At 65.0% G+C, this 25691-nt stretch carries 26 protein-coding genes and 1 pseudogene; 17 read left to right on the forward strand and 10 right to left on the reverse strand.

The window, feature by feature from the left end; translation table 11 throughout:
• The first annotated feature begins 43 nt into the window (after positions 1–43).
• From NMQ03_RS11015 to NMQ03_RS11055, 9 genes and pseudogenes are all read left to right on the forward strand, one after another.
• Positions 44–1007: pseudogene (locus NMQ03_RS11015) on the forward strand (FKBP-type peptidyl-prolyl cis-trans isomerase).
• A gap of 64 nt (positions 1008–1071) precedes the next feature.
• On the forward strand, positions 1072–1467 hold the full coding sequence (locus NMQ03_RS11020; RefSeq protein WP_159631980.1) for an FKBP-type peptidyl-prolyl cis-trans isomerase: 396 nt from the start codon (positions 1072–1074) through the stop codon (positions 1465–1467).
• Positions 1468–1616: 149 nt separating this feature from the next.
• Positions 1617–3602, forward strand: coding sequence for a YafY family protein (locus NMQ03_RS11025; RefSeq protein ID WP_255172247.1), 1986 nt, complete (start codon positions 1617–1619; stop codon positions 3600–3602).
• Positions 3603–3612: 10 nt separating this feature from the next.
• On the forward strand, positions 3613–3957 hold the full coding sequence (locus NMQ03_RS11030) for a hypothetical protein (protein ID WP_255172248.1): 345 nt from the start codon (positions 3613–3615) through the stop codon (positions 3955–3957).
• Between the two features lie 32 nt (positions 3958–3989).
• Positions 3990–4262 (forward strand): Sec-independent protein translocase subunit TatA, encoded by a 273-nt coding sequence (gene tatA / locus NMQ03_RS11035; protein WP_255172249.1) that lies wholly within the window; start codon positions 3990–3992, stop codon positions 4260–4262.
• Positions 4263–4310: 48 nt separating this feature from the next.
• Positions 4311–5105, forward strand: coding sequence for a twin-arginine translocase subunit TatC (tatC, locus tag NMQ03_RS11040; RefSeq protein ID WP_224026104.1), 795 nt, complete (start codon positions 4311–4313; stop codon positions 5103–5105).
• A 20-nt stretch (positions 5106–5125) separates the two neighbouring features.
• Positions 5126–8047: an RNA helicase gene (locus NMQ03_RS11045; RefSeq protein WP_255172250.1), complete on the forward strand. Its 2922-nt coding sequence runs from the start codon at positions 5126–5128 to the stop codon at positions 8045–8047.
• Between the two features lie 59 nt (positions 8048–8106).
• Entirely contained in the window at positions 8107–9768 is a 1662-nt protein-coding gene (locus NMQ03_RS11050) for an amidohydrolase (protein WP_255172251.1), read from the forward strand.
• Between the two features lie 95 nt (positions 9769–9863).
• Positions 9864–10607 (forward strand): polyprenol monophosphomannose synthase, encoded by a 744-nt coding sequence (locus NMQ03_RS11055; protein WP_255172252.1) that lies wholly within the window; start codon positions 9864–9866, stop codon positions 10605–10607.
• A gap of 98 nt (positions 10608–10705) precedes the next feature.
• Here the strand turns inward: NMQ03_RS11055 and NMQ03_RS11060 are convergent, their stop codons facing one another.
• The 5 genes from NMQ03_RS11060 to NMQ03_RS11080 form a co-directional block, all read right to left on the reverse strand.
• The gene (locus NMQ03_RS11060; protein WP_026266052.1) at positions 10706–11053 is read right to left on the reverse strand and encodes an RNA polymerase-binding protein RbpA; all 348 of its coding nucleotides are present in this window, start codon (positions 11051–11053) and stop codon (positions 10706–10708) included.
• Positions 11054–11295: 242 nt separating this feature from the next.
• Positions 11296–12243: an SPFH domain-containing protein gene (locus NMQ03_RS11065; protein ID WP_255172253.1), complete on the reverse strand. Its 948-nt coding sequence runs from the start codon at positions 12241–12243 to the stop codon at positions 11296–11298.
• 22 nt (positions 12244–12265) lie between these two features.
• A complete protein-coding gene (locus NMQ03_RS11070) occupies positions 12266–12739 on the reverse strand; it encodes an NfeD family protein (protein WP_255172254.1) in 474 nt (157 codons plus the stop codon).
• Positions 12740–12868: 129 nt separating this feature from the next.
• Positions 12869–13750, reverse strand: a complete 882-nt coding sequence (locus NMQ03_RS11075; protein WP_255172255.1) for a putative RNA methyltransferase — start codon at positions 13748–13750, stop codon at positions 12869–12871.
• A 69-nt stretch (positions 13751–13819) separates the two neighbouring features.
• Positions 13820–14500 (reverse strand): peptide deformylase, encoded by a 681-nt coding sequence (locus NMQ03_RS11080; protein ID WP_255172256.1) that lies wholly within the window; start codon positions 14498–14500, stop codon positions 13820–13822.
• Positions 14501–14553: 53 nt separating this feature from the next.
• On the opposite strand from NMQ03_RS11080, the gene NMQ03_RS11085 reads away from it, so the two are divergent.
• Positions 14554–14967 (forward strand): nuclear transport factor 2 family protein, encoded by a 414-nt coding sequence (locus tag NMQ03_RS11085; protein WP_255172257.1) that lies wholly within the window; start codon positions 14554–14556, stop codon positions 14965–14967.
• Positions 14968–14994: 27 nt separating this feature from the next.
• Here NMQ03_RS11085 and NMQ03_RS11090 read toward each other — a convergent pair whose 3' ends face one another.
• The 4 genes from NMQ03_RS11090 to NMQ03_RS11105 all read right to left on the reverse strand — a co-directional run bounded on the left by NMQ03_RS11090 (position 14995) and on the right by NMQ03_RS11105 (position 18613).
• Positions 14995–16146, reverse strand: coding sequence for an NAD(P)/FAD-dependent oxidoreductase (locus tag NMQ03_RS11090; RefSeq protein ID WP_255172258.1), 1152 nt, complete (start codon positions 16144–16146; stop codon positions 14995–14997).
• A 1-nt stretch (position 16147) separates the two neighbouring features.
• The gene (locus NMQ03_RS11095) at positions 16148–16843 is read right to left on the reverse strand and encodes a class I SAM-dependent methyltransferase (RefSeq protein ID WP_255172259.1); all 696 of its coding nucleotides are present in this window, start codon (positions 16841–16843) and stop codon (positions 16148–16150) included.
• Between the two features lie 15 nt (positions 16844–16858).
• The gene (locus tag NMQ03_RS11100; RefSeq protein ID WP_255172260.1) at positions 16859–18100 is read right to left on the reverse strand and encodes a type III polyketide synthase; all 1242 of its coding nucleotides are present in this window, start codon (positions 18098–18100) and stop codon (positions 16859–16861) included.
• Between the two features lie 363 nt (positions 18101–18463).
• Positions 18464–18613: a hypothetical protein gene (locus NMQ03_RS11105; RefSeq protein WP_255172261.1), complete on the reverse strand. Its 150-nt coding sequence runs from the start codon at positions 18611–18613 to the stop codon at positions 18464–18466.
• A gap of 269 nt (positions 18614–18882) precedes the next feature.
• Between NMQ03_RS11105 and NMQ03_RS11110 the strand changes: the two genes are divergently transcribed.
• The 3 genes from NMQ03_RS11110 (at position 18883) to NMQ03_RS11120 (ending at position 20068) form a co-directional block, all read left to right on the forward strand.
• Positions 18883–19179 (forward strand): hypothetical protein, encoded by a 297-nt coding sequence (locus NMQ03_RS11110; RefSeq protein ID WP_255172262.1) that lies wholly within the window; start codon positions 18883–18885, stop codon positions 19177–19179.
• Between the two features lie 76 nt (positions 19180–19255).
• Positions 19256–19666, forward strand: a complete 411-nt coding sequence (locus tag NMQ03_RS11115; protein WP_255172263.1) for a DUF3054 domain-containing protein — start codon at positions 19256–19258, stop codon at positions 19664–19666.
• A 120-nt stretch (positions 19667–19786) separates the two neighbouring features.
• On the forward strand, positions 19787–20068 hold the full coding sequence (locus NMQ03_RS11120; RefSeq protein ID WP_141160402.1) for an Lrp/AsnC family transcriptional regulator: 282 nt from the start codon (positions 19787–19789) through the stop codon (positions 20066–20068).
• Between the two features lie 17 nt (positions 20069–20085).
• Here NMQ03_RS11120 and trpD read toward each other — a convergent pair whose 3' ends face one another.
• On the reverse strand, positions 20086–21141 hold the full coding sequence (gene trpD, locus NMQ03_RS11125) for an anthranilate phosphoribosyltransferase (protein ID WP_255172264.1): 1056 nt from the start codon (positions 21139–21141) through the stop codon (positions 20086–20088).
• Positions 21142–21370: 229 nt separating this feature from the next.
• Between trpD and NMQ03_RS11130 the strand changes: the two genes are divergently transcribed.
• The 4 genes from NMQ03_RS11130 (at position 21371) to NMQ03_RS11145 (ending at position 25620) form a co-directional block, all read left to right on the forward strand.
• Entirely contained in the window at positions 21371–21928 is a 558-nt protein-coding gene (locus NMQ03_RS11130) for a heme-copper oxidase subunit III (protein WP_255175589.1), read from the forward strand.
• An 86-nt stretch (positions 21929–22014) separates the two neighbouring features.
• Positions 22015–22803 (forward strand): cytochrome c, encoded by a 789-nt coding sequence (locus tag NMQ03_RS11135; protein WP_255172265.1) that lies wholly within the window; start codon positions 22015–22017, stop codon positions 22801–22803.
• A 98-nt stretch (positions 22804–22901) separates the two neighbouring features.
• Complete coding sequence (locus NMQ03_RS11140) at positions 22902–23972, forward strand: ubiquinol-cytochrome c reductase iron-sulfur subunit (RefSeq protein ID WP_255172266.1); 1071 nt, start codon at positions 22902–22904, stop codon at positions 23970–23972.
• Positions 23950–25620, forward strand: a complete 1671-nt coding sequence (locus NMQ03_RS11145; protein ID WP_255172267.1) for a ubiquinol-cytochrome c reductase cytochrome b subunit — start codon at positions 23950–23952, stop codon at positions 25618–25620. The genes NMQ03_RS11140 and NMQ03_RS11145 overlap by 23 nt, the downstream gene beginning before the upstream one ends.
• Positions 25621–25691 lie beyond the last annotated feature (71 nt).

The following is a 25691-nucleotide window of genomic DNA, read 5'->3' on the forward strand; positions in this document are numbered from 1 at the left end:
GCGGAAAGCCGTCTCCACCCTGCCCCGACGAAAGTTTTACTACGTGCGCCGACTACTAGCAATCCTCCTTCCCGGCCTGCTGCTCCTGACCGCCTGCGGAGGTACAGCCTCGCAGCCCGAGCCGAGCAGCCAGTCCGCCGGGGAGACTGCAAAGTTCGACTCCCTCAAGCTGACCGACAACGGGGACAAGAAGGCCCCGGGTGTGGATTTTGACAAGCCCCTGGCCGTTTCCCAGCCGACCATCAAAGTGGTCTCCGAAGGCAGCGGCGACGCCGTCAAGGCAAATCAGGTAGCCAAGATCTCCATCCTGGCCCTGAACGGTACGGACGGTTCCCAGCTGGAGGATACCTTCCCCAATGAGCCTGAAAGCCTTGAGCTGAACGATGAGCTCAAAACCGGCAGCGCCGTCATCTACAACGCTTTCGTGGGCGCCAAAGTAGGATCCAGCCTGGCCCTGGCCGTCCCCGGCCAGCAGAGTGGACCTTCGGCAAGCCCCAGCCCCTCCGACGGAGCCACCCCCAGCCCCAGTGCCGCTGCCGCACCCACGCAGCTGCTGATCATCAAGGTACTTTCCGCCTCGGACCCCACTCCCGTCCTGGACAAGCCGCAGGGCGATGCTGTGACGCCGCCGCCTGCCGACTGTGACGGAAAAAGACGGCGTACCTGAAATCAACGTTGCAGGTGCGCCCGCCCCCACGGCACTCGTGTCGCAGGACCTGATCAAGGGCACGGGCGCCACCGTCAAGGAATCCGACACGCTGACTGTGAACTACGTTGGCGTCAACCTCTCCGACGGCACCAAGTTCGATTCCAGCTTCGACCGCGGCCAGCCCGCCACCTTCCCGCTCTCGGGCGTCATCAAGGGTTGGACCCAGGGCCTCGCGGGTAAGACCGTGGGCTCCCGCGTCCTGCTGGTCATCCCCAAGGACCTGGCCTACGGAGACGCCGGCCAGGGCCAGGCGAAGGGCGACCTGGTCTTCGTAGTGGACATCCTCGGGGTCAAGTAGCAAGACTTACAGGGACGCCGCGTTCTTCGCGGCACCCATCACCACTCACTCAATAGGAGCAAGCATGTCGTTTGGACAGCGGGAATTCGACCGCCAGAAGCCCGAGATCGACTTCCCGGAAGGCGACGTCCCCACGGAACTCGTCATCACGGACCTCATCGAGGGTGACGGCAAGGAAGCCAAGGCTGGGGACACCGTCTCCACCCACTACGTCGGCGTTGCCTGGTCCACAGGCGAAGAATTCGACGCTTCCTGGGGCCGCGGCGCACCGCTGGACTTCCGGGTCGGCGTCGGCCAGGTCATCCAGGGCTGGGACCAGGGCCTCCTGGGCATGAAGGTCGGCGGCCGCCGCCGCCTGGAGATTCCCTCCGAGCTGGCCTACGGCTCGCGCGGTGCCGGCGGAGCCATTGCCCCCAACGAGGCACTGATCTTCGTCGTGGACCTCGTCGCCGTCCGCTGACGACGTCCGGGGACACAATTCAGGTACGCAGTCCCCAAATCAACGCAGTACCCAGGTAGTGCAACTGGAAGCGCGGCAGCACGGAGGATACTTCTCCCGTGCTGCCGCGCTTTCTGCTTTCACCCGGGGAGTTTAGTAACGTAACCAAGGTGTCCGTATCCCGCACTGAACGACTCCTCAACCTGCTCATTGCCTTGCTGAACACCCGCTACGGGTTGCGCCGCAGCGAGCTGCGCGAGAAGGTCTACCACGACACCTCCGGCAATGACGTCGCCTTCGGGCGGATGTTCGAGCGGGACAAGAACGACCTGAGGGCCATGGGGTTCGAGGTGGAAACCCTGACGGACCTGGGCTGGAGCGAGGATGACCCAGCCACCACCAGGTACCGCATCGGCAAGGAGTCCAGCCGCCTCCCGGACGTCCAGCTGGGGCCGGAAGAGTGGACGGTCCTCCTGCTTGCTTCCCAACTTTGGGAGCGCGCCGCATTGGGGACAGCTGCCCAAAGCGCACTCCGCAAACTCCAGGCATCGGGAAGGCTGGCCGAGGTGGAACTCCCGGCAGGCGTCCAGCCACGCATCAAACCGGCCGGTCAGGCCTTCGACGACATCGTTGCAGCCATGCATGCCCGCCATCCCGTGAGCTTCACATACCTGGCCGGAAGCACCGGCAAGGAGGAGGAACGGTCTGTAGAGCCTTGGGGGTTGGGCAGCCGGTTCGGCCAGTGGTACCTCATGGGCTACGACCGGGGCCGAAACGCAGCCAGGCACTTCCGCCTGTCCCGCTTCACGAGCGCCGTCACAACCCTCAGCAGGGAGCAGTACGTCCCGCCCGCCAACTTCAGCATCCGCGCTGAACTGGACAGGTTGCCTGAACTGCCGCTGCGCACCGCCGTCGTGGATGTCAGGCAGGGGCGTCTGCTGGCGCTGCGCAGCCGGGCCGTTGAAGGCGCGCACCACCAGGCGCCCGGCCGGCCTGCCGACGGCGACGACCGGGTGGTCGTGGAATACCGTGATCCGGAGGTCCTCGCCGAAGAGTTGGCCAGCTATGGACCCGATGCCCTGGCAGTGGAGCCCGCGGAGCTGGTGGGAGCGGTGCGGCGCCGGCTGCAGGCCGCTGCCCGCTTCAGCGCTTCGCCTGTCCCCGTCTACTCGTTCCCTGATGCCCGGGCGCGGACGGCCCGGAAGGGAACCTCGGAGGACCAGCTCAAGCGCATGCTGCAGTTGGTCCCATTCCTGGTCCATAACCAGGGCCTGCACATCCAGGACGTGGCAAAGCACTTTGGCGTCACCCGGGACGAGCTGGAGGCAGACCTCCGGATCCTCATTTGCTCCGGATTGCCCGAGGGGTATCCGGATGACCTGCTCGATATCCAGTGGGAGGATGACCACGTCTTCATCACCCAGGACCTTGACCTGAAGAAGCCGGTCCGGTTTACGGTGGCGGAGGCTTGTGCCCTGCTGACCGGACTTGAGACGCTCAATGGGCTGCCGGACCTGCCGGGCGGAGGCGCCCTGGAATCGGTCACGTTGAAGCTGCTGGCCGCGGCGGGGGAGGAAGGACTCCGTGCTGCCTCCATCGCCGGGCCGCAGGTGGCTCCCGCGGACGCCGCGACCCACGCCACGGTCCGCCAGGCCATCGGGACCGGCGCGCAACTCCACCTGACCTACCTCTCACCCCAGCGTGACGCGGTCATCGAGCGCGACGTAGACCCGCTGCGGCTGTACTCCCTGGACAACACCTGGTACTTCGAAGCCTGGTGCCATCTGGTGGACGGGCTCCGGAATTTCCGGCTGGACCGGGTCCAGGACGTGCGGCCCAACGGCCGGGCCGCCACGGTGCACGGGCCGCCCGAAGGCGGGGTTCCCGCCAAACTTTTCACTGCGAACGACGACGACACAACAGTCACTGTCCAGCTCACCCGGCAGGGGAGGGGGCTGGCGGATGACTATTACGCGGAGCGCACCGCAGAGTTGCCCGACGGCGGGCTGGTGGCCCAGCTCACGTTCGGCAACACCGCGTGGCTGCCGATGTTCGTGGCCCAGCACGGCGGTTCGGCCCGGATCCTGGCTCCTGCCGGGCTGGCTGACGCCGCGCGGGACTGGCTTGCGGCATCGCTGGACAGGTACGCCGGATAGACTTCTCAGCATGCCTTGGTGGTCCTGGATTCTCATATGGGTGGCGCTCGTTGCAGTGTCCCTGCTGTTCTATGTCCTGCTGGGCATCCGTCTGTTCCGCCAGTTCATGGCGACCGTCAAGGACCTCAGTGCTGCCGGTGAAAAGCTGGGGCACCTGAATCCCGTCGAAGCGCAGGAATCCGCGGACCAGGAACGGCCGCTTCCGGGTTCCGCCGTTTTTGCCTCACCCGCCGTGATGCGACATGATTACGAGGCATCCAAATCGGCCCGGCGCGAAGACCGCCGCCGCCGGCGAGTGCAGCGCAAAAAGGACCGGGGCCAGCCGCAGGCGCTCGGAGATCTCGACTTCACATAGAAGTAGGATGTATTTAGAGGAAAGGATTTCCCGTGGGAAGACTCTTTGATGGCCCCTGGCCGATCGTAATCATTATCGTCGTTGCTTTGCTTCTCTTCGCCGCCCCCAAGCTTCCGGCCATGGCCCGCAGCCTGGGACAGTCAATGCGGATCATCAAGTCCGAGGTCAAGGAAATGAAGAACGACGGCAAAGCCGAGTCCACCGAGGCCACCGGCCCGGTGGAAGGCACCATCGTGAACCACCCCAAGGCGAAGCCCGGTGAGCCGACAGACGGCACTGACGTTCCGCCGTCGACCCGCGCCTGACCTCCCGTGGCACTGTCGCGGGCCCGTAAAGCCAATCCCGAGGGGCGGATGTCCCTTTGGGAGCACCTCAAGGAGCTGAAGAACCGGCTGATCAAGTCGGCTATCGGCGTCGTCATCGGCGGTATTGGGGGCTGGATACTTTACGATCCGCTGTTGAAGGCACTGGCCGAACCGGTAAACCGGATTTCGAGTGAGACCGGGGGCCTTGCGGCCATCAACTTCGGAACCATCGCGTCGCCTTTTGACTTCAAGCTGCAGATGTCGCTCCTCATCGGGGCGGTCATCTCCAGCCCCATCTGGATCTACCAGCTCTGGGCGTTCATCACGCCCGGTCTGACGTCCAAGGAACGCCGCTACACCCTGGGCTACATGGCCGCTGCCATCCCCCTGTTCCTTGCCGGAATCTGGGTAGGGTGGCTGGTGGTGCCCCAGGTGGTTCACGCCTTGACCCAGTTCACTCCGGAGGGGTCCTCCAGCGTCATCGACGCCCGGACCTACATTGAATTCGTCACCCGCATGGTGCTGATGCTGGGCCTGGCCTTCCTGGTCCCCGTGGTGCTGGTTGGCATCAACATGGCGGGCATCGTTTCGGGCCGCACCATCCTGAAGGCCTGGCGCATCACCGTCTTCCTGGTGTTTGTCCTGGCAGCAATCGCAGCGCCGGGTGCTGATGCCATTTCGATGTTCATGCTGGCCGGACCGCTGTTGGCGCTCTTCTTTGCAGCGATTGGCATTTGCATCATGAACGACAAACGCCGCGAACGCCGGCAGGCCCGGCAGGTCGAAGAGACCGAGGCCACAGCCGATATCGCCACCCCCGGCAGTGAACTCAAGAAGCTGTAGCGTGCCGCTAGGCTTGGGGTATGTCCTCCACCACCGGACCCTTCTCCACCGGCCCCGTCGATCCTGAAGAACTTTCTCCAGCCGAGAGATACCGTGCCAGCGCCGAGCGCCGGGCAGAGGCGGCCACGTATCTTGGGTCCTTTATCCGGACCCTCGAGTTCGAACTTGACGACTTTCAACGGCAGGCGTGCCGTTCGCTTCAGGAAGGCAGGGGAGTCCTGGTGGCGGCCCCGACCGGAGCCGGGAAGACCATCGTGGGGGAGTTCGCCATCTACCTCGCCCTGCAGCGGGGCCTGAAGGCCTTTTACACCACCCCCATCAAAGCCCTCAGCAACCAGAAATTCACTGAACTCAGCGAAAAGTACGGTGCAGAGAATGTGGGCCTCCTGACCGGCGACACCAGCATCAACGGCGACGCGCAGGTGGTGGTGATGACCACCGAAGTCCTACGGAACATGCTGTACGCGGATTCTGCCACGTTGGAGGACCTCGGCTACGTGGTCATGGACGAGGTCCACTACCTCGCCGACCGGTTCCGCGGGGCAGTGTGGGAGGAAGTCATCATCCATCTGCCCAGCGAGGTCCAGGTCGCCTCGCTCAGTGCAACCGTCTCCAACGCCGAGGAGTTCGGCGCCTGGCTGGACACCGTCCGCGGGGACACGGACATCATCGTCTCCGAGCACCGGCCGGTGCCGCTGTGGCAGCACGTCATGGTGGGCCGGCAGATCATGGACCTGTTCGCCGGAGAGACCACCTTCGACGAGATCGCCCCGCCCGTCGAGGAAGAGGGCCGGCAGCCTGCCGCGACCGGCAAACCCGTTGACACCGCCAAGGGCCGCGGCTTCGACGTCAACCCGGACCTCCTCACTGTTGCCCGCAGCGAAAGCCAGCAGAGCTTCCGCAGCCGCCCCGGCGCCGGACGCCGCGGCCAGCGTGGCCGCAACGGTTATGACCGCCCGGGCAGGAGCGAACAAACGGGGGTCCGCCCCGCCAGCCGTCCGCAGGTGATCGCCAGCCTGGACCGGATGGACCTGTTGCCTGCCATCACCTTCATCTTCTCCCGTGCCGGCTGTGAAGCGGCCGTGGCGCAGTGCGTTGGTTCGGGCCTGTGGCTCACCACGGAAAAGGAGCAGCGGATCATCGCCCAGCGGGTGGACGAGGCCGGGCAGGACATCCCGCCGGACGACCTCGACGTCCTGGGTTTTTGGACGTGGCGGGACGGCCTGCTCCGGGGTTTCGCAGCCCACCATGCCGGCATGCTGCCCACCTTCAAGGAAGTGGTGGAGAAACTCTTCGCCGACGGCCTGGTCAAGGCGGTTTTCGCCACTGAGACCCTCGCCTTGGGTGTCAACATGCCCGCCCGCTCAGTTGTCCTGGAAAAGCTGGACAAGTTCAACGGCGAAGCCCACGTGGACATCACCGCGGGCGAATACACCCAGCTCACCGGCCGCGCCGGGCGGCGCGGCATCGACGTCGAGGGCCACGCCGTAGTGCTGTGGCAGCCGGGGACGGACCCGACGGCGGTGGCAGGCCTGGCGTCGCGGCGGACCTATCCGCTGAACTCCAGTTTCCGGCCCACCTACAACATGAGCATCAACCTCCTGGCACAGTTTGGGCGTGCCAGGGCCCGGGAAATCCTGGAATCGTCCTTTGCCCAGTTCCAGGCCGACCGCTCGGTGGTTGGCCTGGCCAGGCAGGTGCGGAGCCGTGAGGAGTCCCTTGCGGGTTACGCCAAGTCCATGACCTGCCACCTTGGCGACTTCACGGAGTATGCCCGGCTGCGCAGGGAGCTTTCCGATGCCGAGAGTGCCACCTCCCGGACCAAGTCCCGGGTTCAGAAGTCACTCAGTGACGACTCCCTGGCCCGCCTCCTGCCCGGGGACGTGGTCAACGTTCCCGGCGGGCGCGCCCCGGGGCCCGCCGTCGTCCTCAGCTCTGACCACAGCAGCCGCGAACCCCGGCCTGCCGTACTGACCCTGGACAACCAGCTGCGCCGGATAGGAACCGACGACCTGGAAGGACCCATCGCTCCGGTTACCCGCATCCGCATTCCCAAATCCTTCAACGCCAAGGTGCCCAAGTCCCGGCGGGACCTTGCCTCCAGCGCACGGAACGCCCTGCGCGAGAACCGGCCGCCTGCTCCCGGGCAGAACCGCAACCACGATTTCGGCCGCGGAGCTGCCTTTCCCAACCAGGAGCGGCGCATCGCCGAACTGCGCCGGGCCCTCAAGGCACACCCCTGCCACGGGTGCAGCGAACGCGAAGACCATGCCCGGTGGTCGGAGCGGTGGTGGAAGCTGCGGCGTGAAACGGATGGCCTGGTCCGCCAGATCCAGGGCCGCACCAACACGATCGCCAAAACCTTCGACCGGGTGTGCGACGTCCTGTCCGCCTACGGATACCTGGAGGACACCGGCGACGGCCGCCTGAACATCAGCCCGGACGGCCAGCGGCTGCGCCGGATCTACGGCGAGAAGGACCTGCTGATCTCGCAGTCCCTGCGGCTGGGCGCGTTCGATGACCTGGACGCCGCCGAAGTTGCTGCCCTGGCCAGTGTGCTGGTCTACCAGGCCAAACGCGAAGACCGGGGTCTGCGGCCGCGCATGCCCAGCGTCTCCCTGGAGAGTTCCGTAGACGTCGTGGTCAAGGAATGGTCCGTCCTTGAGGACGTGGAGGAGGAGAACAAGCTTCCGCTGACCGGCGAACCTGAACTGGGACTTGTCTGGCCGCTGTACAAGTGGGCCCGCGGACGCCACCTCCAGGACGTCCTGAGCGGCACCGACCTTGCCGCCGGTGACTTTGTCCGCTGGGTCAAGCAGGTGGTGGACCTGCTGGACCAGCTTGCCAAGATCCCTGGCCTTGATCCGCGCCTGGCACGGCTCTGTGCCGAAGCGATCAACCTGATCCGCCGCGGCGTCGTGGCCTATTCTTCCGTGCTCTAGTCCCACCTCAACCCTTGCCGGCTGCAACCGGCGTGCCCTATCCCAGGAGTCCTGCCTTTATGCCCCGCCCTGCTGCCGCACCCCGCAACGCCGACCGTCCCGTCCCGGTGCTGTACCGCAATGGATCCGTCTACACCGCGGCTGACCCGTTCGCCACGGCAATGCTTGTGGATGGGGACACTGTTGCATGGGTTGGATCGGAGCAGGCGGCCTCGTCAATTGCCGACAGCTCCATGGAAGTCATCGACCTCCGCGGCGCCCTGGTTGCGCCGGGCTTCGTTGACTCGCACGTGCACCTGACCGAAACCGGAATCGCCCTGGAGTCGCTCCAGCTTGGGACGCTCAAGTCGGCCCGGGAAGTGCTGGACGCAGTCGCCGGGGCCGCCGGGAACGGACCGGTGCTCGGCCACGGCTGGGACGAAACCACCTGGGCGGACCCCGCCCTGCCCAGTGCAGAAGAAATCGACCGGGCCGCTGGAGGCAGGCCGGTCTATCTCTCCCGGGTGGACGTGCACTCGGCGCTGGTGTCAACGTCCCTGGCACAGTCCGCGGACCTTCAGAACCGGGACGGGTACGACGGCGGTGCCAGGGTGACGCGGGCCGCCCACGAGGCAGCACGGCTGGCGACCCGGCAGCTGCCGCAGGATGAGCTGAAGCGGCTCCAGGCCCAGGCCCTGGCGGAAGCGGCCGCCAACGGCTACGTCGCCCTGGCCGAAATGGGCGCACCGCATATCGGCGGCGCCGATGACCTGCGGCTCGCGGCAGCATGGAACGCCTCCGGAACCGGGGAGCCCCGTTTTCCCGAAGTCATGCCGTACTGGGGAGAGCTGGTGTCGTCCGAGGAGCAGGCCCGCGCGCTGGTGGCAGAGCTGGGGGCGGGAGTCCGCGGCCTTGCAGGAGACCTGAACATCGACGGTTCCCTGGGCTCGCGCACCGCTGCCCTGCGCGCCGGTTACAGTGATGCCGGCCACGAGCGCGGCACTTTGTACCTGAGCGTGGACCAGGCAGCAGCCCACCTTGCCGCCTGCTCCCTCGCCGGGATCCAGGGCGGGTTCCACGTGATTGGTGACGCCGGACTGGATGCTGCGCTGGAAGCGCTGGACCTTGCCGCCAGGGAAGTGGGGGAGCAGCGGGTGCGCGCCGCAGGCCACCGGTTTGAGCATGTGGAGATGGCCGACGCCGAAGCCGTGGGCAGGTTGGCGCACTACTCCGTGACCGTCAGCGCCCAGCCCTCCTTCGACGCTGCCTGGGGCGGCCCCGGTGGCCTCTACGAGCAGCGGCTGGGGGACCGAAGCCGGTCGATGAATCCGTTCGCCGCGTTCTACTCGGCCGGAGTTCCCGTCTGCTTCGGCAGCGACAGCCCCGTCACGCTCCTGCGTCCCTGGTCGAGCGTGCGCGCCTGCGTGGAACACCACAACCCCGACCAGCGTATTTCCGCGCGGGCAGCCTTCCTGGGCCACACCCGGGCCGGCTGGCGGGCCGCGCGGCACCCGAACCCCATGGCCGGGCAACTGGTGCCCGGGGCTCCCGCGAGTTTTGCCGTGTGGGAGGTTGAGGAGCTGATGGTCCAGGTGGCTGACGGGCGGGTTCAGTCCTGGAGCACCGATCCGCGCGCCAGGACCCCCTTGCTGCCCGCACTGGACACCGGCTCAGACCCGGTATGCCTGCAAACCGTAAAAGACGGTGCCGAACTGTTCGCCAGCCCGGCCCTGCGTTCCTGACCCGGGAATCCTCCGCCCTATAATGGGGAGTTGCGCCTGCGGCCGGCATGCCCGGCACCAGGTGCACCGACCACTTCCACCAGGAAAGGCCCTCTGTGCGCGTCCTTACGATCATTCCCACCTACAACGAACTGGAATCGCTGCCCAAGACGCTCCAGCGCCTGCGGAAGGCCGTTCCGGCGTCGGACGTGCTGGTGGTCGATGACAACAGCCCTGACGGCACCGGCCAACTTGCCGACGGCTTCGCTGCCGAGGACTCCCAGGTCCACGTCCTGCACCGCAAGGGCAAGGAAGGCCTGGGCGCTGCCTACATCGCCGGTTTCAAGTGGGGCCTGGATGCCGGCTACGACGTCCTGGTGGAAATGGATGCGGACGGTTCCCACCAACCGGAACAGCTTCCCCAACTGCTTGAAGCCGTGGAACAGGGCGCAGACCTGGCCATGGGCTCGCGCTGGGTCCCCGGCGGCAGTGTGGTCAACTGGCCGCTGTACCGCCAGGCGATCTCCCGGGTGGGCAGCACCTACGCCCGGTTGATGCTGGGCCTGCCGATCCGGGACGTGACCGGCGGATACCGCGCGTTCCGCAGGACCACCCTGGAAAAGCTCAACCTGGACCAGGTGGATTCTGTGGGCTACGGCTTCCAGGTGGACCTCGCCTGGCGCGTCGCCAAACTGGGCCTGCGCATCGAGGAACGCCCCATCACTTTCGTCGAACGGGAACTCGGCGCATCCAAGATGAGCGGCAACATCGTGGTCGAAGCCATGATCAACGTCACCAAATGGGGCGTGGCCGCGCGCTGGAACACGCTGGCCGGAAAGCTGAAGAACAAGCAGGCATAGCCTGCGGGTACTGCCGCTGACGATGTCCGGGCGGTACCAAAAAATGGGGGCGGCCCCGCACCAAGGTGCGGGGCCGCCCCCATTTTTTGCGGCTGGCCTTATGCCGAGCGGCGCTCTCCGCGGCGTTCGCGCAGGATGGTCAGGCGGTCCTCGAGGATCTGTTCGAGTTCAGGCAGGGAGCGACGTTCCAGCAGCATGTCCCAGTGGGTGCGGACTGCCTTGTCGTTGCTGGTGTCCGGCTTCTCGCCGTCAACCAGGAGCGCTTCCTTACCGGTCTTGGAGACCCACACCGGAGGAATTTCCGCCTCGGAGGAGAACGTGACGAAGACCTGCTCGCCATCCGCGCAACGGTATTCGACCCGCTGGCGCGGAGCCGGCTCAACTCCGGACTCGGTCTCCATGCTCTGCGCACCAAGGCGCATGCCCCGCAGGCTGCGATCGCTCATGTTTTCTCCCTCTGGTCGGTTCGCGGATGAAGTCTCCGCGCTAGCCGGTGGCGCCACGGCACCGCCGGACTACTTTGTGCACTGTGCTGCATCATAGGATTCAACGCACTGCGAAGCTTGGTTGTTCCAGCTGGTAGTCTCCTGCCGGACAAATACCCAATTATACGTTGGTTATCACTGTTGGAACAAAACGGGGAGGGTTTGGCGTCAACCGCCAGGCCCTCCCCGTTCTCCCGTTCAGCTTATGGCTGGGCGCGTTCGGTGGGTGCGTCCTGGAAGAGCGGCCCGCTTACTGTGCCTTCAGCGTTGGTGCCTCCGAGGGCGTTGCCAATGCCCTTCAGGGCTTCCCCGACTTCGCTCGGGATGATCCACAGCTTGTTGGCGGAGCCTTCGGCGAGCTTGGGCAGCGTCTGCAGGTACTGGTAGGCCAGCAGTTTCTGGTCCGGGTTTCCCTTGTGGATGGCGTCGAAGACCTTCTGGATGGCCTGCGACTCGCCGTCCGCGCGAAGGATGGCAGCCTTGGCTTCGCCCTCTGCGGCCAGGATGGACGCCTGGCGCTGGCCCTCGGCGGTGAGGATGGCCGACTGCTTGGTGCCTTCGGCCGTGAGGATTGCTGCGCGCCGGTCGCGTTCGGCACGCATCTGCTTCTCCATGGAATCCTGGATGGAGTGGGGCGGATCGATGGCCTTCAGTTCCACCCGTGAAACGCGGATGCCCCAGCGGCCTGTGGCCTCATCCAGGACGCCGCGCAGCTGTCCGTTGATCTGGTCCCGCGACGTGAGGGCTTCCTCCAGGTTGAGGCCACCCACCACGTTGCGCAGGGTGGTGGTGGTGAGCTGTTCCACGGCCTGGATGTAGTTGGCGATTTCATACGTGGCCGCCCGCGGGTCGGTCACCTGGAAATAGACCACCGTGTCGATGGACACCACCAGGTTGTCCTCGGTGATGACGGGCTGGGGTGGAAAGGACACCACTTGTTCACGCAGGTCCAGCAGCGGCAGGAGCCGGTCCACAAAAGGAATCAGGATGGTCAGGCCCGGATTGAGCGTCCGCTGGTACTTGCCGAGCCGTTCAACAACGCCGGCGCGGGCCTGCGGAATGATCCGGACGGACCGGACCAAAACTATGATGACAAAGACGATCAGAACCACCAGCACAATGGCCAGTGCGGTTCCGCCTGCGTTTTCCATACAACTCCTTGTTCCCCAATTGTCAGGCTGTATCAGGCCCGGTGGCCGCCGTGGGCGGTACCGAAACCACTGCTGTTGCGCCGTCGATGGCCGCTACGACCACCGTCTGGCCTGCGGGAAGCACTCCCGCAGCGGAGCGCGCACTCCATATATCGCCGCCGATTTTCACGAGGCCGCCGTCGGACGTCACGGCCTCCATCACCACGGTAAGCTCACCGATCAGCCGGTCCACGTTGGTCCGCTGCTCCGAGGGGCCCTTCTTCAGGTGGGACAGTGCCACGGGCCGGACAAAGGCCACCATGAGCAGCGACACGATGCAGAAGATGACTACCTGGAGCCAGGGCTCGGCGCCTGCGAAATCGGCTACCAGTGCGGCGAGCGATCCGCCGCCAAGCATGATGAAAAACAGGTCAAGGGTGATCATCTCGATCACTGCAAACGCCAGGAAAGCCGTGAGCCACAACGCCCACCAGTTTTCCCCAAGCCATTCGAACATTCCTGCTTCCCCCTTCGTCACGGGGGAGCCGCGTCCGCGGACCCGCCAGCAACTGTCTTTTCATCCTAGTCCGCGGACCTGGCCTGTGTGCCGGTTCACAGCGGGTGCCGGGGGATAGTGGCCAAGTCGTTACGGGGCACCGTGGGCAGCAGGCCGAAACACGGAAAGCCTGAATTTTGCGTCGGCTTCCACCGGTTCCGGGGAGTCTTCGAGGCGGGCGGCGATCTGGTCCCGGTCCAGGTGGTGGCCCGCCGGTCCCATGAACGCCAGGTCCGCGGCGGCCGCGCGGCCCAGCTTGAGCGGTATGTCTACGTCAAGGGTCTTTTCGGGCTCGAAGTGCCCGGCCATCGCCTCCGCCAGCCGCTCATCCTTGCCCTCTTCAATGCCAAGCATTCCGGTCACGGCCGCGATGCCCGCCAGGTGTCCGGGCCGCGGCGTCACCACTGCCAGCACGCCCTCCGGGCACAGGACCCGGGCGAACTCGGCGGGGTTCCGCGGTGCGAAGACCACGGTGACCGCGTCCACCGAGTTGTCCCCCACCGGCAGCGGCCGCCAGATGTCCCAGACCAGGTTCACGGCTTCCGGGTTGAGGCGGGCAGCCCGCCGGAGCGCGAATTTCGAGATGTCCAGGCCAATGGCGGACGCCTGCCGCCCCCCGGCAGCTGCAGCATCGAGGATCGCACGCAGATAGTGTCCGGTCCCCGTTCCCGAGTCCAGCACCACCGCGCCTTCCGGCCGCAGGACGGGTACGACGGCGGAGGCCAGGGCCTGCTGCAGCGGCCCGTAGTGCCCGTTCCCCAGGAAGGCGTACCGTGACGCCACCATCGCGGCGCTGTCCGGTTCAAAGGGTGTGCCTTTGCCTACCAGCAGGTTGAAGTAGCCCTGGCGGGCGGCGTCGAAGCTGTGCCCGGACGGGCACACCAGGCGCGGCTGGCGCGTTGCCTCCGCTTCCAGGTACTCCAGCGGATGTGAGCAGACGGGGCACAGGAGGGGAAGGTCCGCGGAAGGCATGGGAACCAGTTTAGGGCGGGCTGGGCATTCAGCCCCGCCGGCCCTGCATGCGGAGGGAAGCGGTGACTGTCAGCCGAGGGAGATCCCCGCAGGCCCGTCGTCGAAACCCAGCCCTTCCCGCGCCTTGTCAATGCCCGCCTCTGCCCAGTGCGCTGCGTATTCGGCGTTGCTGCTCAAAGATCGAAGCTGGGCGCGGTCTATGTACAGGATGCCGTCGAGGTGGTCCGTCTCATGCTGCACGATACGCGCCTGCCAGCCGGAGAACTCACGCCGCTCCGCCGCGCCGTCGGGCGTAACGTACTCCAGCAGCACGGCCTCGGGACGCGCCACCACCGCCTGCAGCCCGTTGAGGGAAAGACAGCCCTCGTAGAACGACGCGTGTTCCTGCCCAAGCGGCGTGTAGCGGGGGTTGAGGATGGCCAGGAAATCCAGCGGGCTCCGGTTGCGCAGGGCAGCGGCAGCGGGATCGATGTCGAACTGGTCCTCCAGGACGGCGAGCCGCAGGGGGATGCCCAGCTGCGGCGCGGCGAGACCCACGCCGGGGGCTTCGTGCATGACCTGGCGCATGATCCCGATCAGGCGGCCCAGCTGGTCCTCTGACAGCTGGCCGTCGAAGTCCGCGGCGCGCTGGCGGAGCGCCGGGTGTCCGGCCTGGACGATGGGCGGGAGCGATCCGGCGGACAGGATCCGCTCAACAAGCTCACGGATCTGGCCGGCGCCGGCGGTGGTCGGGGGAACAGTCTGGGTCATGGGGACAGCCTACTGGCGGACGGCGTGCGGGGACGTTGGGTAGGGTCTACTGCATGGCTGAAGATCCCCTCCCTGCAGCGTCGCCGCTGGAACACGTCCTTGAATTCATCCGGGTCCTTGAAGCGGGCGGCGGGGCGGCGGACATCCGGCCGTTCCTCTCTGAACAGTTCGTGCTGACGGAGGCACCGCACCTGTTGGCCCCGGAAGGCTCCACGCGGACGCTGGCGGCGGTGCTTGCCGGCGCTGACCAGAGCCGCGACGTCGTGAGGGACCAGCAGTTCACTGTCCGGCGGACCACGTGTGAAGGCGGCAGGGTGGCGGTCGAGGCGGATTGGTCTGCCACGGTGCTGATGGATCTGCGGTATTGGGACCGCGGCGAAACAATCCGGGCCAGGACCTCGTCCGTCTTTGAGGTCAGCAACGGCGTGATCGTAAGCCAGGACAGCTACGACTGCTACTTCCGGTAACCCGGCAACCGGCCTGTGGTGCGGCGGCTAGTTCATGGTGAAACGCCTGGCGGCCCACTGGTTCACCGCCGGAATAGCGGCAGCCGCGGCAACGCCGGCGGTACGGATCCGCAGGAGCGGGCCCGGCAGCGGCCTGCCCAGCATCATGTTGATTTCGGCCTGCCGGCGGGCCAGGACGGCAGCCTGCCGCCTGCTCTGATCGAATTGCCTGAGTTGAGCGCCCGTGGGTTCCCCAGCCAGTGCCGCGCACGCCACCGGCACCAGGTCCCGGGCGCCCAGCCAACCGAGGTTCATGCCCTGGCCACCAATGGGGCTGATCTCGTGGGCGGCATCACCGAGCAGCACCGTCCGTCCGGCGACCGTCCTTTGGGCGATCCCGGACTGCACATTGAAGGCGCTGAGCATGGAGTTCGTGGACGGATTCGGGCGAATCCCGGTCCTCCGGTGCACCAGCTCCGCGAGATGGCCGGACCCTGCCGCCGGTCCGGCCGGCGCGCCCAGCCGCACCACCCAGCGCCGGACGCCGCCGGGCAGCGGGAACGACTCAACGATTCCGTCCGGCTCCAGGAACAGGACGGCTTTGTCCCCGAAGTCCGTGCCGTCGTCGAAATCCCCCATGAGGTAGTGGTCGGGGTACGTTTTCCGGACCACCGGGACCCCGAGCGCATCCCGCAGCCGTGACCGGGCACCGTCGGCCAGGACCAGCAAAGCCCCCGTCGCACTGCCGCCGGGACGCGCGGCACCCGCGCCGGCATCCACCGCGACGGTGACCTTGCCGCCGTCGTCCCTGACGCCGGTGACGTTCGCACCCCTGACAATTGCCCCGGGGTCCAGAGCGAGGACGCGCTCTTCCAGGAGCTGCTCCGTCCTGTACTGCGGGAGTGCCAGCACGAACGGAAAGTCCCTGGAGACGTCGTCGAACGCCATGGTGCCCACCGTCTTCCCGCGGCTGACCGCCATGCCGGACCGGATGCGGACACCCTCCTCCACCATGGCAGAGGCCACATGCACCGCGGCCAGTGCCTCCAGGGCCGGCGGGTGGATGCCGATGGCCCGGGTATGCCGGTTCCGCGACTGCCGTTGCTCAAAGACCCTTACCGAAACGCCTTCCTGCAGCAGGGCGGCCGCCAGGTAGAGGCCAACGGGACCACCGCCGGCGATCAGGACATCGGCATCCATCTCAGCCCTTCCGGTAGGCCAGGACCTGGTGGAAGACCGACGAGTGCTCCACGGACCAGCCCGGGGGAGCGGCTGCGGCAAGCTCGGCACGCGTGTAGCTGCGGCGAATGGACGTAAGCCCGTCTTCCCGGATGAAGGACCTCCGGAACGGCAGCGCGGCCACACCGAAGAGGGAGAATGCGATGGTGCTGCGGATGAGATCGTTGTGCAGCGCCTTCTGGCCGGCGAGGATTTCCGAGTCTGCCAGCAGTTGCTTGAGCTCTCCCGACTGGAGATGGTGCAGCACGTGGTTGGAGATCACGACGTCGAACCTGGCACCTTCGCGGACCAGGTCACCGCTGTGCGCCTGGCGGAATTCGACGCCGGGCATGGGGGAGCGCCGGCTGGCGAAGGCGGCAGCTCGGGGATCCGGATCGATGCCGGTCACGTAAATGGACGTGCCGTCCCGGTGTGCCCAGCGGGCCAGCATTATGGCGAGGTCACCACCGCCGGACCCGATGTCCAGCACGGTTACGGGGCTGCGGTCCGGTTTGACGATGGCGCGAAGCTCCCTGTTATAAAGGCCCCGCCAGCCGGACAGTGCCCGGTTGATGACCCAAAACTGCCGGTAGGTATTGTCCAGGAGCTTTTCATCGCAGTCCGCGCGGTCCATCTGCTCGATGTCCCCGGCGGCGCGCGTTCGCAGCAGAATCCCCATGCCCTGGCGTCCCAGTCAGGCCACAGGTGCTTCTGCGGGCGTCCGGTCCTGCCGGGCCTCCAAAGCAGACCCGGCAGCGTTGTCCTGCCGCGCGGGGTCCTGGGTTGCGGTGATGGACTGCCGGAGCTTAGTGAACAGCCCCGTTTCCACGGTCAGTCCCGGGCCGAAGGCCATGGAACAAATACGCCCGCCACCATTGGAATCCCCGGGCAGCAGCGGCTGTTCCAGGATGTACTTGAGGACGAAGAGCACCGTGGCACTGCTCATGTTGCCGTAGTTCCGGAGAATGTCCCGGGCCGGAACCAGTTGCGCGTCGCTGAGGCCAAGCCGGGACTGGACCTTGTCCAGGATGCTGCGGCCACCGGGATGGATGGCCCAGTGGGGGATCGCGGTGTAGGGGAGTGCCGCCAATTCCGGGTCCTTTGCCAGCAGGGGCTGCAGGGCACCCACGATGTGGTCATCGATGATGTGGGGCACATAGTTGCCCAGGACCATCTCGAACCCGTGATCGCCGATGTTCCATGCCATGGAGTCTTCACCGACCGGGGTGAGGACTGTTTCGAAGTGGTCCAGCTTCAACAGCGCGGCTTCTTCGGCGCCGGGCCGTGCGGTCACGACGGCGGCAGCGGCGCCATCGGCGAAAAGGGCCGAACCCATGATGGTGTCCGGATCATTCGACGTGCGTACGTGCAGGGAGCAGAGTTCGGCGCAGACCACCAGGACCACCGCCTGCGGGTCGGATTCACAGAACAACTTCGCTGCGCGGAGCGCCGGAAACGCCGCGTAGCAGCCCATGAAGCCCAGGTGATACCGCTGGACGGAAGGACTAAGCCCGAGCTCGCGGACCACCTTATAGTCGGGGCCCGGATTGAAAAAGCCCGTGCACGACACCGTCACAAGGTGAGTTATGTCAAGTAAATCCAGTTCGGGCGCCGCCTTCATGGCAGCGCGGGCAGCCTCCACGAACAGCTTGGTGGCTTCCCGGGCAAAGATATCGTTACGGACCTTGGTGCTGGGGTTCAGCAGGAGTCCGGTGTCAGGGTCATAGAACTGCGGGCTTTCCGAGCGTGACGTGTTGGTCAGTTCGCTCACTGCCGTGAATCTGGTCTCAATGGCTGCGCCGTCAAAGCAGGTGGTGACCAGGCGCGAACCGAGCCGGGAAAGACCCGGCTGCGCGGCGAATACATCGCGGGCTTCGGACTGGATCAGTTTTGTCGTCGGAACTGCAGTTTCAAGTGAACGCACGTAGACCGTCATCACGTCATTCTTGACGTGCGCTTTGATAAAGACAATGGGCCCGGTGGTTTGAACAGCGGTTTCGCCACGTAATTGTCCTGGGATGCAGGCGTAACTGTCCCGAACTGCAGGGCGTAGATGGCATACGTCCTGCCCCGCTCGGGAACTCTTTCCATTGCGCCGATAATCTACATTATGTCAAGTGATGTTCCGAAGACCCTGGAAGGGAGCCATTACGACCCGATCCCCCGACCGCCGGATACGATGCGTGCAGCAATGGCCCCGAACCAAACGCTCCTGTTCCTGGCCTTGATTCCTGACGGCAGCGCAGTCATTGCTGCTGGAAAGGAGGCCGCCATGCCTTGGCAGGAGACCTCATGGTGGTCAATGACGCCTTTGCATCGACGCGCCGACGACAGCTCCGACTCCGAGCCCCAGCGCAAAGCCCCAGAACGGTGTGTGGAAAATCGCCAGCCCCAGGCTGATTCCCAAGGCGGCGCCCACCAGGCTGCAAATCCATAAGGCTTTGTTCACGATCTCTCCGTTATGACCGGGGTGGGCTCAACTACTGCAGCGACCTTACTTCATCCCTATCCGCCACGTGACCAAAAACGGGGAGATCCACATCGAAGTTGGGTAGCTCCCACCCATGCGCCAACGGCCTTGCGCGTCTTAACCTTTTGGACATGGCGGCAGGCCCACCCGGTCCGTCGCGGGCGCACGATGGGGCGGTCCCTGGATCCTCCTTTGGTCATGCAGACGGCGGCGGCGCCCGGTACTCCTTTTACTTCCCAGGACACCCCATGCGCGAACTCCCCCGCCCCCACACCTGCCCGCATTCCACGGTCACCTGCCCGGCTTGCCGTTCCGAGATGCGCGACGAAGCCCTGCGGCAGGCTCCCGGCAGACCCATTATTCTGCTGCGCCCCGCACCCGTCACGGTGCGTTCCATGCCGGCAAACGCTTTGGCCTATACCGTGACCGATGTCCTCATTGAGTGGGACGCGGAATCGGATTACCACCTGCGGTGGGAGGCAAGTTGGCTTGTCCACCGGGTGCAGGCGGCACCCGACGACAGCCACCTCCAGGAAGCAGTCTGACCGCCCGCTCCCCCGCCGCGGGCACCCGGACATCCGCACACGCCCGCCCCCCCCGTCGGCGGCTAAGCTCGAAGCCATGAGTTCGTTGAAAACCAAGCCTGCACAGACATCACCGGCACGGGCAGCAGTGGTGGCGGCAGCGGTGGATATGGTGCTGATCCTCGTTTTCGCCGCGATTGGCCGCGATGCACACCACCGTGAGGAGCCTATCCTTGGTGTGCTGTTGACTGCCTGGCCGTTCCTCGCGGGCGCGGCCGCCGGATGGATGATCGCCCGCGTATGGCGCAGCCCCTTCTCCATCACCCGGGCAGGCGTTCCAGTCTGGCTCGGAAGCCTGGTGGGCGGCATGCTCCTGCGGGCGCTGACCGGGCAGACAGTTGTCCTCCCCTTCATCATCGTTGCCACGCTGGCCCTGGCCGTATTCCTTGTGGGCTACCGCCTCCTGCTGGCAGGCGCCGCACGCCTCCGCCGCCGGTCGGGCAGATAGCGGGCAGCAGAAGTCGGGCGAACGGGTGGCGGCAGGGAAACGGCACCCGTGTAATAGGCTGGCTGGAGAGAAAAGCCTGCCGTGCCCCAGTGCGGCGGCACCGATTGAAGGGGTTCAAACGTGGTTACCGCATTTGTTCTGATCAAGACCGACGCCGCCCGCATTCCGGAGACGGCGGAAGAAATTTCGGCCATTGAAGGCATCAGCGAAGTGTATTCCGTCACCGGCGAATGGGACCTCATTGCGGTAGCCAGGGTCCGCAGGCATGAAGACCTCGCGGACGTCATCGCGGACAGGCTCTCGAAAGTTCCCGCCGTGGTCCACACCACGACCCACATCGCATTCCGGGCGTACTCACAGCACGACCTCGACGCTGCCTTTTCGCTGGGTTTCGAACAGTAAAACCCCCAACCCGGCCGTCAGGCGCGGGAGAGGGACACCCAACGGTCCAGGACGGCAGCGGCAGCACCGGAGTCAATCGAATCCGCAGCACGGGCGAAGGCTTCCTGCATCCGTGTCAGGAACGGGCCCTCTGCTTCAAGGTCGAACGCAACAAGGCCGGCCGCGGCGTTCACCAGGACTGCATCCCGGGCCGGACCTTTGCTGCCAGCGAGGACGTCGCGGACAACTCCAGCGTTGGCCGCCGCATTGCCGCCGCGAAGCTGTTCAACAGTGGCCAGGCTGATGCCAAGGTCCTGTGGCGAGAAGTGCAGTTCATTGACGGCTCCGTGACGGATTTCCCACACGGTTGATGGGCCAGTGGTGGTCAGCTCGTCCAGGCCGTCGTTGCCACGGAAGACCAGGCCCCTGCTCCCCCGGCGGGCCAGGACGCCGGCCACCAGCGGCGCCATCCGCGCATTCGCAACGCCCACCGCCGAAGCCTGTACATTGGCGGGATTGGTCAGGGGGCCCAGGAAATTGAACGCGGTCGGCACTGCCAGTTCCCGCCGGGGCACGGCGGTGTGGCGGAATGACGGGTGGAACACCTGCGCGAAGCAGAACGTTATTCCCGCCTCCTCAGCGTTCCGGGCCACCCGCGCGATAGGCAGGTCAAGCCGGACACCTAGCGCTTCAAGAACGTCAGCAGACCCGGACGACGACGACGACGCCCGGTTCCCGTGCTTGACCACCTTCGCGCCGGCCCCGGCAGCGACCAGGGCGGCCATCGTGGAGATGTTGATGGTGTTAAGTTGGTCACCACCTGTGCCGACGATGTCCAGTTTTTCCCCGGTGATTGTCACGGGGTTGGCGTGGGCGAGCATCGCCTCAACCAGGCCGGAAAGCTCGTCCACCGTCTCGCCTTTGGCGCTGAGGGCCACAAGGAATCCGGCAATCTGCGCTGGCGTGGCTTCACCGGACATGATGGTGTCCATGGCCCAGGAGGTGTTCTCCGCAGTGAGGTCATTGCCCTTGATCAGGGCCGAGATCAACCGGGGCCAGGTGTTGCCGGACGCTGTAGTTGCCTGAGAAGTCACGTGCTGATGCTATCGACCGACGGCGGCCACTGACCAATGTGAACGGTTGCAGGAACTTTTCAGGGCGATTTCGCGTCTTTGTAGAAAAAGTCCTCCGAAAAGGCGGTTTGCGTTGGGCAGCACGGACTTTTACAGACATAATGTCTATGTGACATCTGCGACCCATGCCCCCAGTACCCCGGCGCACCCCACGCTGAACCGCCCCAATATGGTTTCTGTCGGAACCGTTGTGTGGCTGTCCAGCGAGTTGATGTTCTTCGCCGGTCTCTTCGCCATGTACTTCACTCTGCGCTCCACCAGTGGGCAGATGTGGGCGGAAGAGACAGCCAAGCTCAACTTCCCCTTTGCGCTCGTAAACACGATCGTCCTCGTGGCCAGTTCCTTCACTTGCCAGATGGGCGTCTTCGCCGCAGAGCGGCTGCAGCCGCGGCGCACCGGAGGTGCACTGCAGTTCGCCCGCTGGGGAATGAACGAATGGTTCACCCTGACGTTCCTCATGGGCGCGTTCTTCGTTGCTTACCAGACCACCGAGTACGCAATGCTGGTTTCCGAGCACGTCTCGCTCTCCTCCAACGCTTATGGCTCGGCTTTCTACATGACCACCGGCTTCCACGGCCTCCACGTCATCGGCGGCCTGATTGCCTTCCTGCTCATCATGGGCCGGTCCTTCGCCGCGAAGAAGTTCGGGCACTTCGAAGCAACGTCCGCGATCGTCACCTCTTACTACTGGCACTTCGTTGACGTCGTGTGGATCGGCCTCTTCCTGGTCATCTACGTACTCAAGTAGCCAGCTTTGATTCTTTTTCTACAAGAGGCAGAATTTCAGGTAGCGGCTCCCGGAGCCGTCGCAGGATCGAATAAAGGAACCACCACGTGAAGGCACTCTCACAAAAGCGGCGTCACCCACTTGCAGCAATAGCGCTGCTCCTGATGGGGCTCCTCATCACGGGTGGGCTGTACGCCGTGGCAACCACCGTCAACCAGGCCAAGGCTTCGACCACCACGTTCAGCGCAAGCGACACAGAGGAGGGCGGCAAGCTCTTCGCCGCCAACTGCGCCACCTGCCACGGCATGGGTGCCAGTGGTTCCAAGGACGGACCCTCGCTGGTGGGTGTCGGTGCAGCCGCTGTTGATTTCCAGGTGGGCACCGGCCGCATGCCGATGCAGATGAACGGCCCCCAGGCCATGAAGAAGCCCGTCCAGTTCAACGACGAGCAGACCCACCAGCTTGCAGCCTACGTCGCCTCCCTGGGAGTAAGCCCGGCAGTTCCTGCGGAAGACCTGACAAACGGCGGCGGCGATGCAGCCGCAGGCGGTGAGCTCTTCCGGACCAACTGCGCTATGTGCCACAACGCCGCCGCTGCCGGTGGCGCGCTGACCCGCGGCAAGTTCGCGCCCGCGCTTGCCGATGTATCCGGCAAGCACATCTACGAGGCCATGGCCACGGGTCCGCAGAACATGCCGGTCTTCAACGACGCCAACATCACTCCTGAAGGCAAGAAGGACATCATCACCTTCCTGAAGCAGATCGAGACCACCGGTTCACCGGGCGGTGCCGACCTTGGCTCGCTGGGTCCGGTTGCTGAAGGCCTGTTCGTTTGGGTTGCCGGTCTTGGCGTCATCATCGCCTTCACCATCTGGCTCACCTCCAGGACGTCCTGACGTTCCGCAGGAACACACAACTTCTGCTGCCCAGTCAGCAGCTTGAAATTAGAAACTAACCCGGCAACTGCCGGGACGAGAGAAGGATGAGGCGAATTATGGGCAACCATAGTGACGGCAGTCCGAACCACTCGGGCACCGTAGCTACGGCTGGTCAGAATGAGGTGGAGAAGTTCCAGGATCCTGGAATTCCCCCGCATCGTTTGCGCCTGGCTGACACGGACCCGAAGGCCGCAAAGCGGGCAGAACGGCAGGTCGCCTTACTATTTGGCATTTCTGTTGTTGGAACCCTGATCTTCCTGGTGGCGTACTTCGCCATTGATCTGGGTGATGACTCCAGCATCGCCACCATCCGGCTCCAGAACGCCCTGCTCGGCGTTGGCACTGCCTTCGCAATGCTGGGTATCGGTACCGGTATCGTGCACTGGGCCAAGGCCCTGATGCCTGACCACGAAGTCTCCGAGGAACGCCACGCCATCCGTTACGAAGAGGACCGCCAGGCTGCGGTGCGCATCGTTGACGATATCGTGGAAGAGACCGGCATCAAGCGCCGCCCGCTGATCCGCAACACCCTCCTGGGTGCGGTCGCACTTGCCCCGCTTCCCGCCGTCGCCATCTTCGGTGACCTCGGACCCCGCCCTGACGACAAGCTCGCACACACCATGTGGGCTCCCCAGGACGGAAAGCGCAAACGCCTTACCCGCGACCCCGATGGAACCCCCATCAAGGCCTCGGACGTCACCATCGGTTCTGCCTTCCATGTGATTCCTGAGGGCCTGAACGAACTGCAGGAGGGCAAGCTCAACGAAAAAGCAAAGTCCGTTGTGCTCCTCATGCGCCTCGATCCCGCATCGCTGAACCCCTCCAAGGGCCGCGAAGAGTGGGGTTACAACGGAATCGTTGCCTACTCGAAGATCTGCACCCACGTTGGCTGCCCCGTTGCTCTGTACGAGCAGCAGACGCACCACCTGCTGTGCCCGTGCCACCAGTCCACCTTCGACCTCACGCAAGAGTGCAAGGTGATCTTCGGCCCCGCCAGCCGTCCTCTCCCCCAGCTGCCCATCGCAGTTGATGACGAGGGCTACCTCGTCGCTACAAGCGACTTCCATGAACCCGTTGGACCTAGCTACTGGGAGCGTGCTGAGCATGAGCGCAACATCAACAGCTGAGCCGGCTTTCGTCGCCAAAACCAAGACAGGCCGGATCACCGACTTCGTCGATTCACGTGTTGGCGGCTCCGGGATCCTCCGCGAGTTCGGCCGCAAAGTCTTCCCCGACCACTGGTCATTCATGTTCGGCGAAGTTGCGCTCTACTCGTTCGTCATACTGCTGCTGTCCGGAACGTTCCTGACGTTCTTCTTTGATCCGTCCATGGCGGAGACTCACTACGACGGCGGCTACATTCCCCTCAAGGGAGTGGAAATGTCGGTGGCGTACAGCTCCTCGCTGAACATCTCCTTCGACATCCGCGGCGGACTGTTCATGCGCCAGGTGCACCACTGGGCAGCCCTGCTGTTCGTGGCATCGATCGCAGTCCACATGCTGAGGGTCTTCTTCACCGGCGCATTCCGCCGCCCGCGTGAAATGAACTGGGTGGTGGGCAGCGTCCTGCTGATCCTGGCCATGGCCGCAGGCTTCACCGGGTACTCGCTGCCCGATGACCTCCTGTCCGGCAACGGCCTGCGCATCATCGACGGCGTCATCAAGTCCATCCCGGTCATCGGAACGTACATCTCGTTCTTCCTGTTCGGCGGGGAATTCCCCGGCACGGCCATCATCAGCCGCCTCTACATGCTGCACATCCTGCTGGTGCCGGCGTTGATCCTGCTGATGATCGTCCTCCACCTGTTCATGGTCGTGGTGCACAAGCACACGCAGTACCCCGGTCCCGGCCGCAACGACAACAATGTTGTCGGTTACCCCCTGGGTCCCGTTTACGCAGCGAAGGCCGGTGGATTCTTCTTCATCGTCTTCGGCGTGATCGCCCTGATGGCGGCATTCTTCACCATCAACCCGATCTGGAACTACGGTCCGTATGACCCCTCCCCTGTGTCGGCCGGTACCCAGCCCGACTGGTACATCGGTTTCGTCGACGGCGCCCTGCGACTCATGCCCGGAACGCTCGGCAACTGGCACGTGGAACAGGTCTTCTTCGGTCACGTATTCACGTTCAACGTCCTCCTCCCCGCCCTGGTCCCCGCCGGCATCCTGTTCACCGTGATGTTCACCTACCCGTGGATCGAACGCTGGATCACCAAGGATGACCGCGAGCACCACGTCCTGGACCGCCCGCGCAACGCCCCGACCCGTACGGGCATCGGTGTTGCCGGATTCATCTGGTACTGCGTGATGTGGGCAGCTGCAGGTTCCGACCTCATTGCCACGCACTTCCACGTGTCCCTGAACGACGTTACGTACTGGCTCCGTGCCCTGTTCTTCGTCGGACCGATCATCGGCTTCATCGTTGCCAAGCGTGTTGCCCTTGCACTGCAGCGCAAGGACCGGGAAATCGCCCTTCACGGCCGCGAGACCGGCCGTATCGTCAGGCTCCCGCACGGCGAATTCATCGAGGTGCACGCCCCGCTGGATGAGTACAAGCGGTACAAGCTTGTTGGCTTCGAATCACCCGAGGTCATCCCGGCCCTGCCCAACGAGCACGGTGTGGTGACCCGCAAGGAGAAGCGCCGCGCGTTCCTCTCCCGCTGGTTCTTCGAGGACCGCGTCGCTCCTGCTACGCCTGCAGAGCTTGAAGCAGCCCATGGCCACGGCCACGAGGCAGTTGAAGCAGCAGAGGGTTCCAAGAGCCTGACGCACTAAGCAACGGTTGATAAAGGAAAGGCCCGATCCATAGGATCGGGCCTTTCCTGTCTCAAGAGTTCTCCTGCCTG

Source organism: Arthrobacter sp. DNA4 (genome assembly GCF_024362385.1).
In the GTDB taxonomy this organism is placed as follows: Bacteria; Actinomycetota; Actinomycetes; order Actinomycetales; family Micrococcaceae; genus Arthrobacter.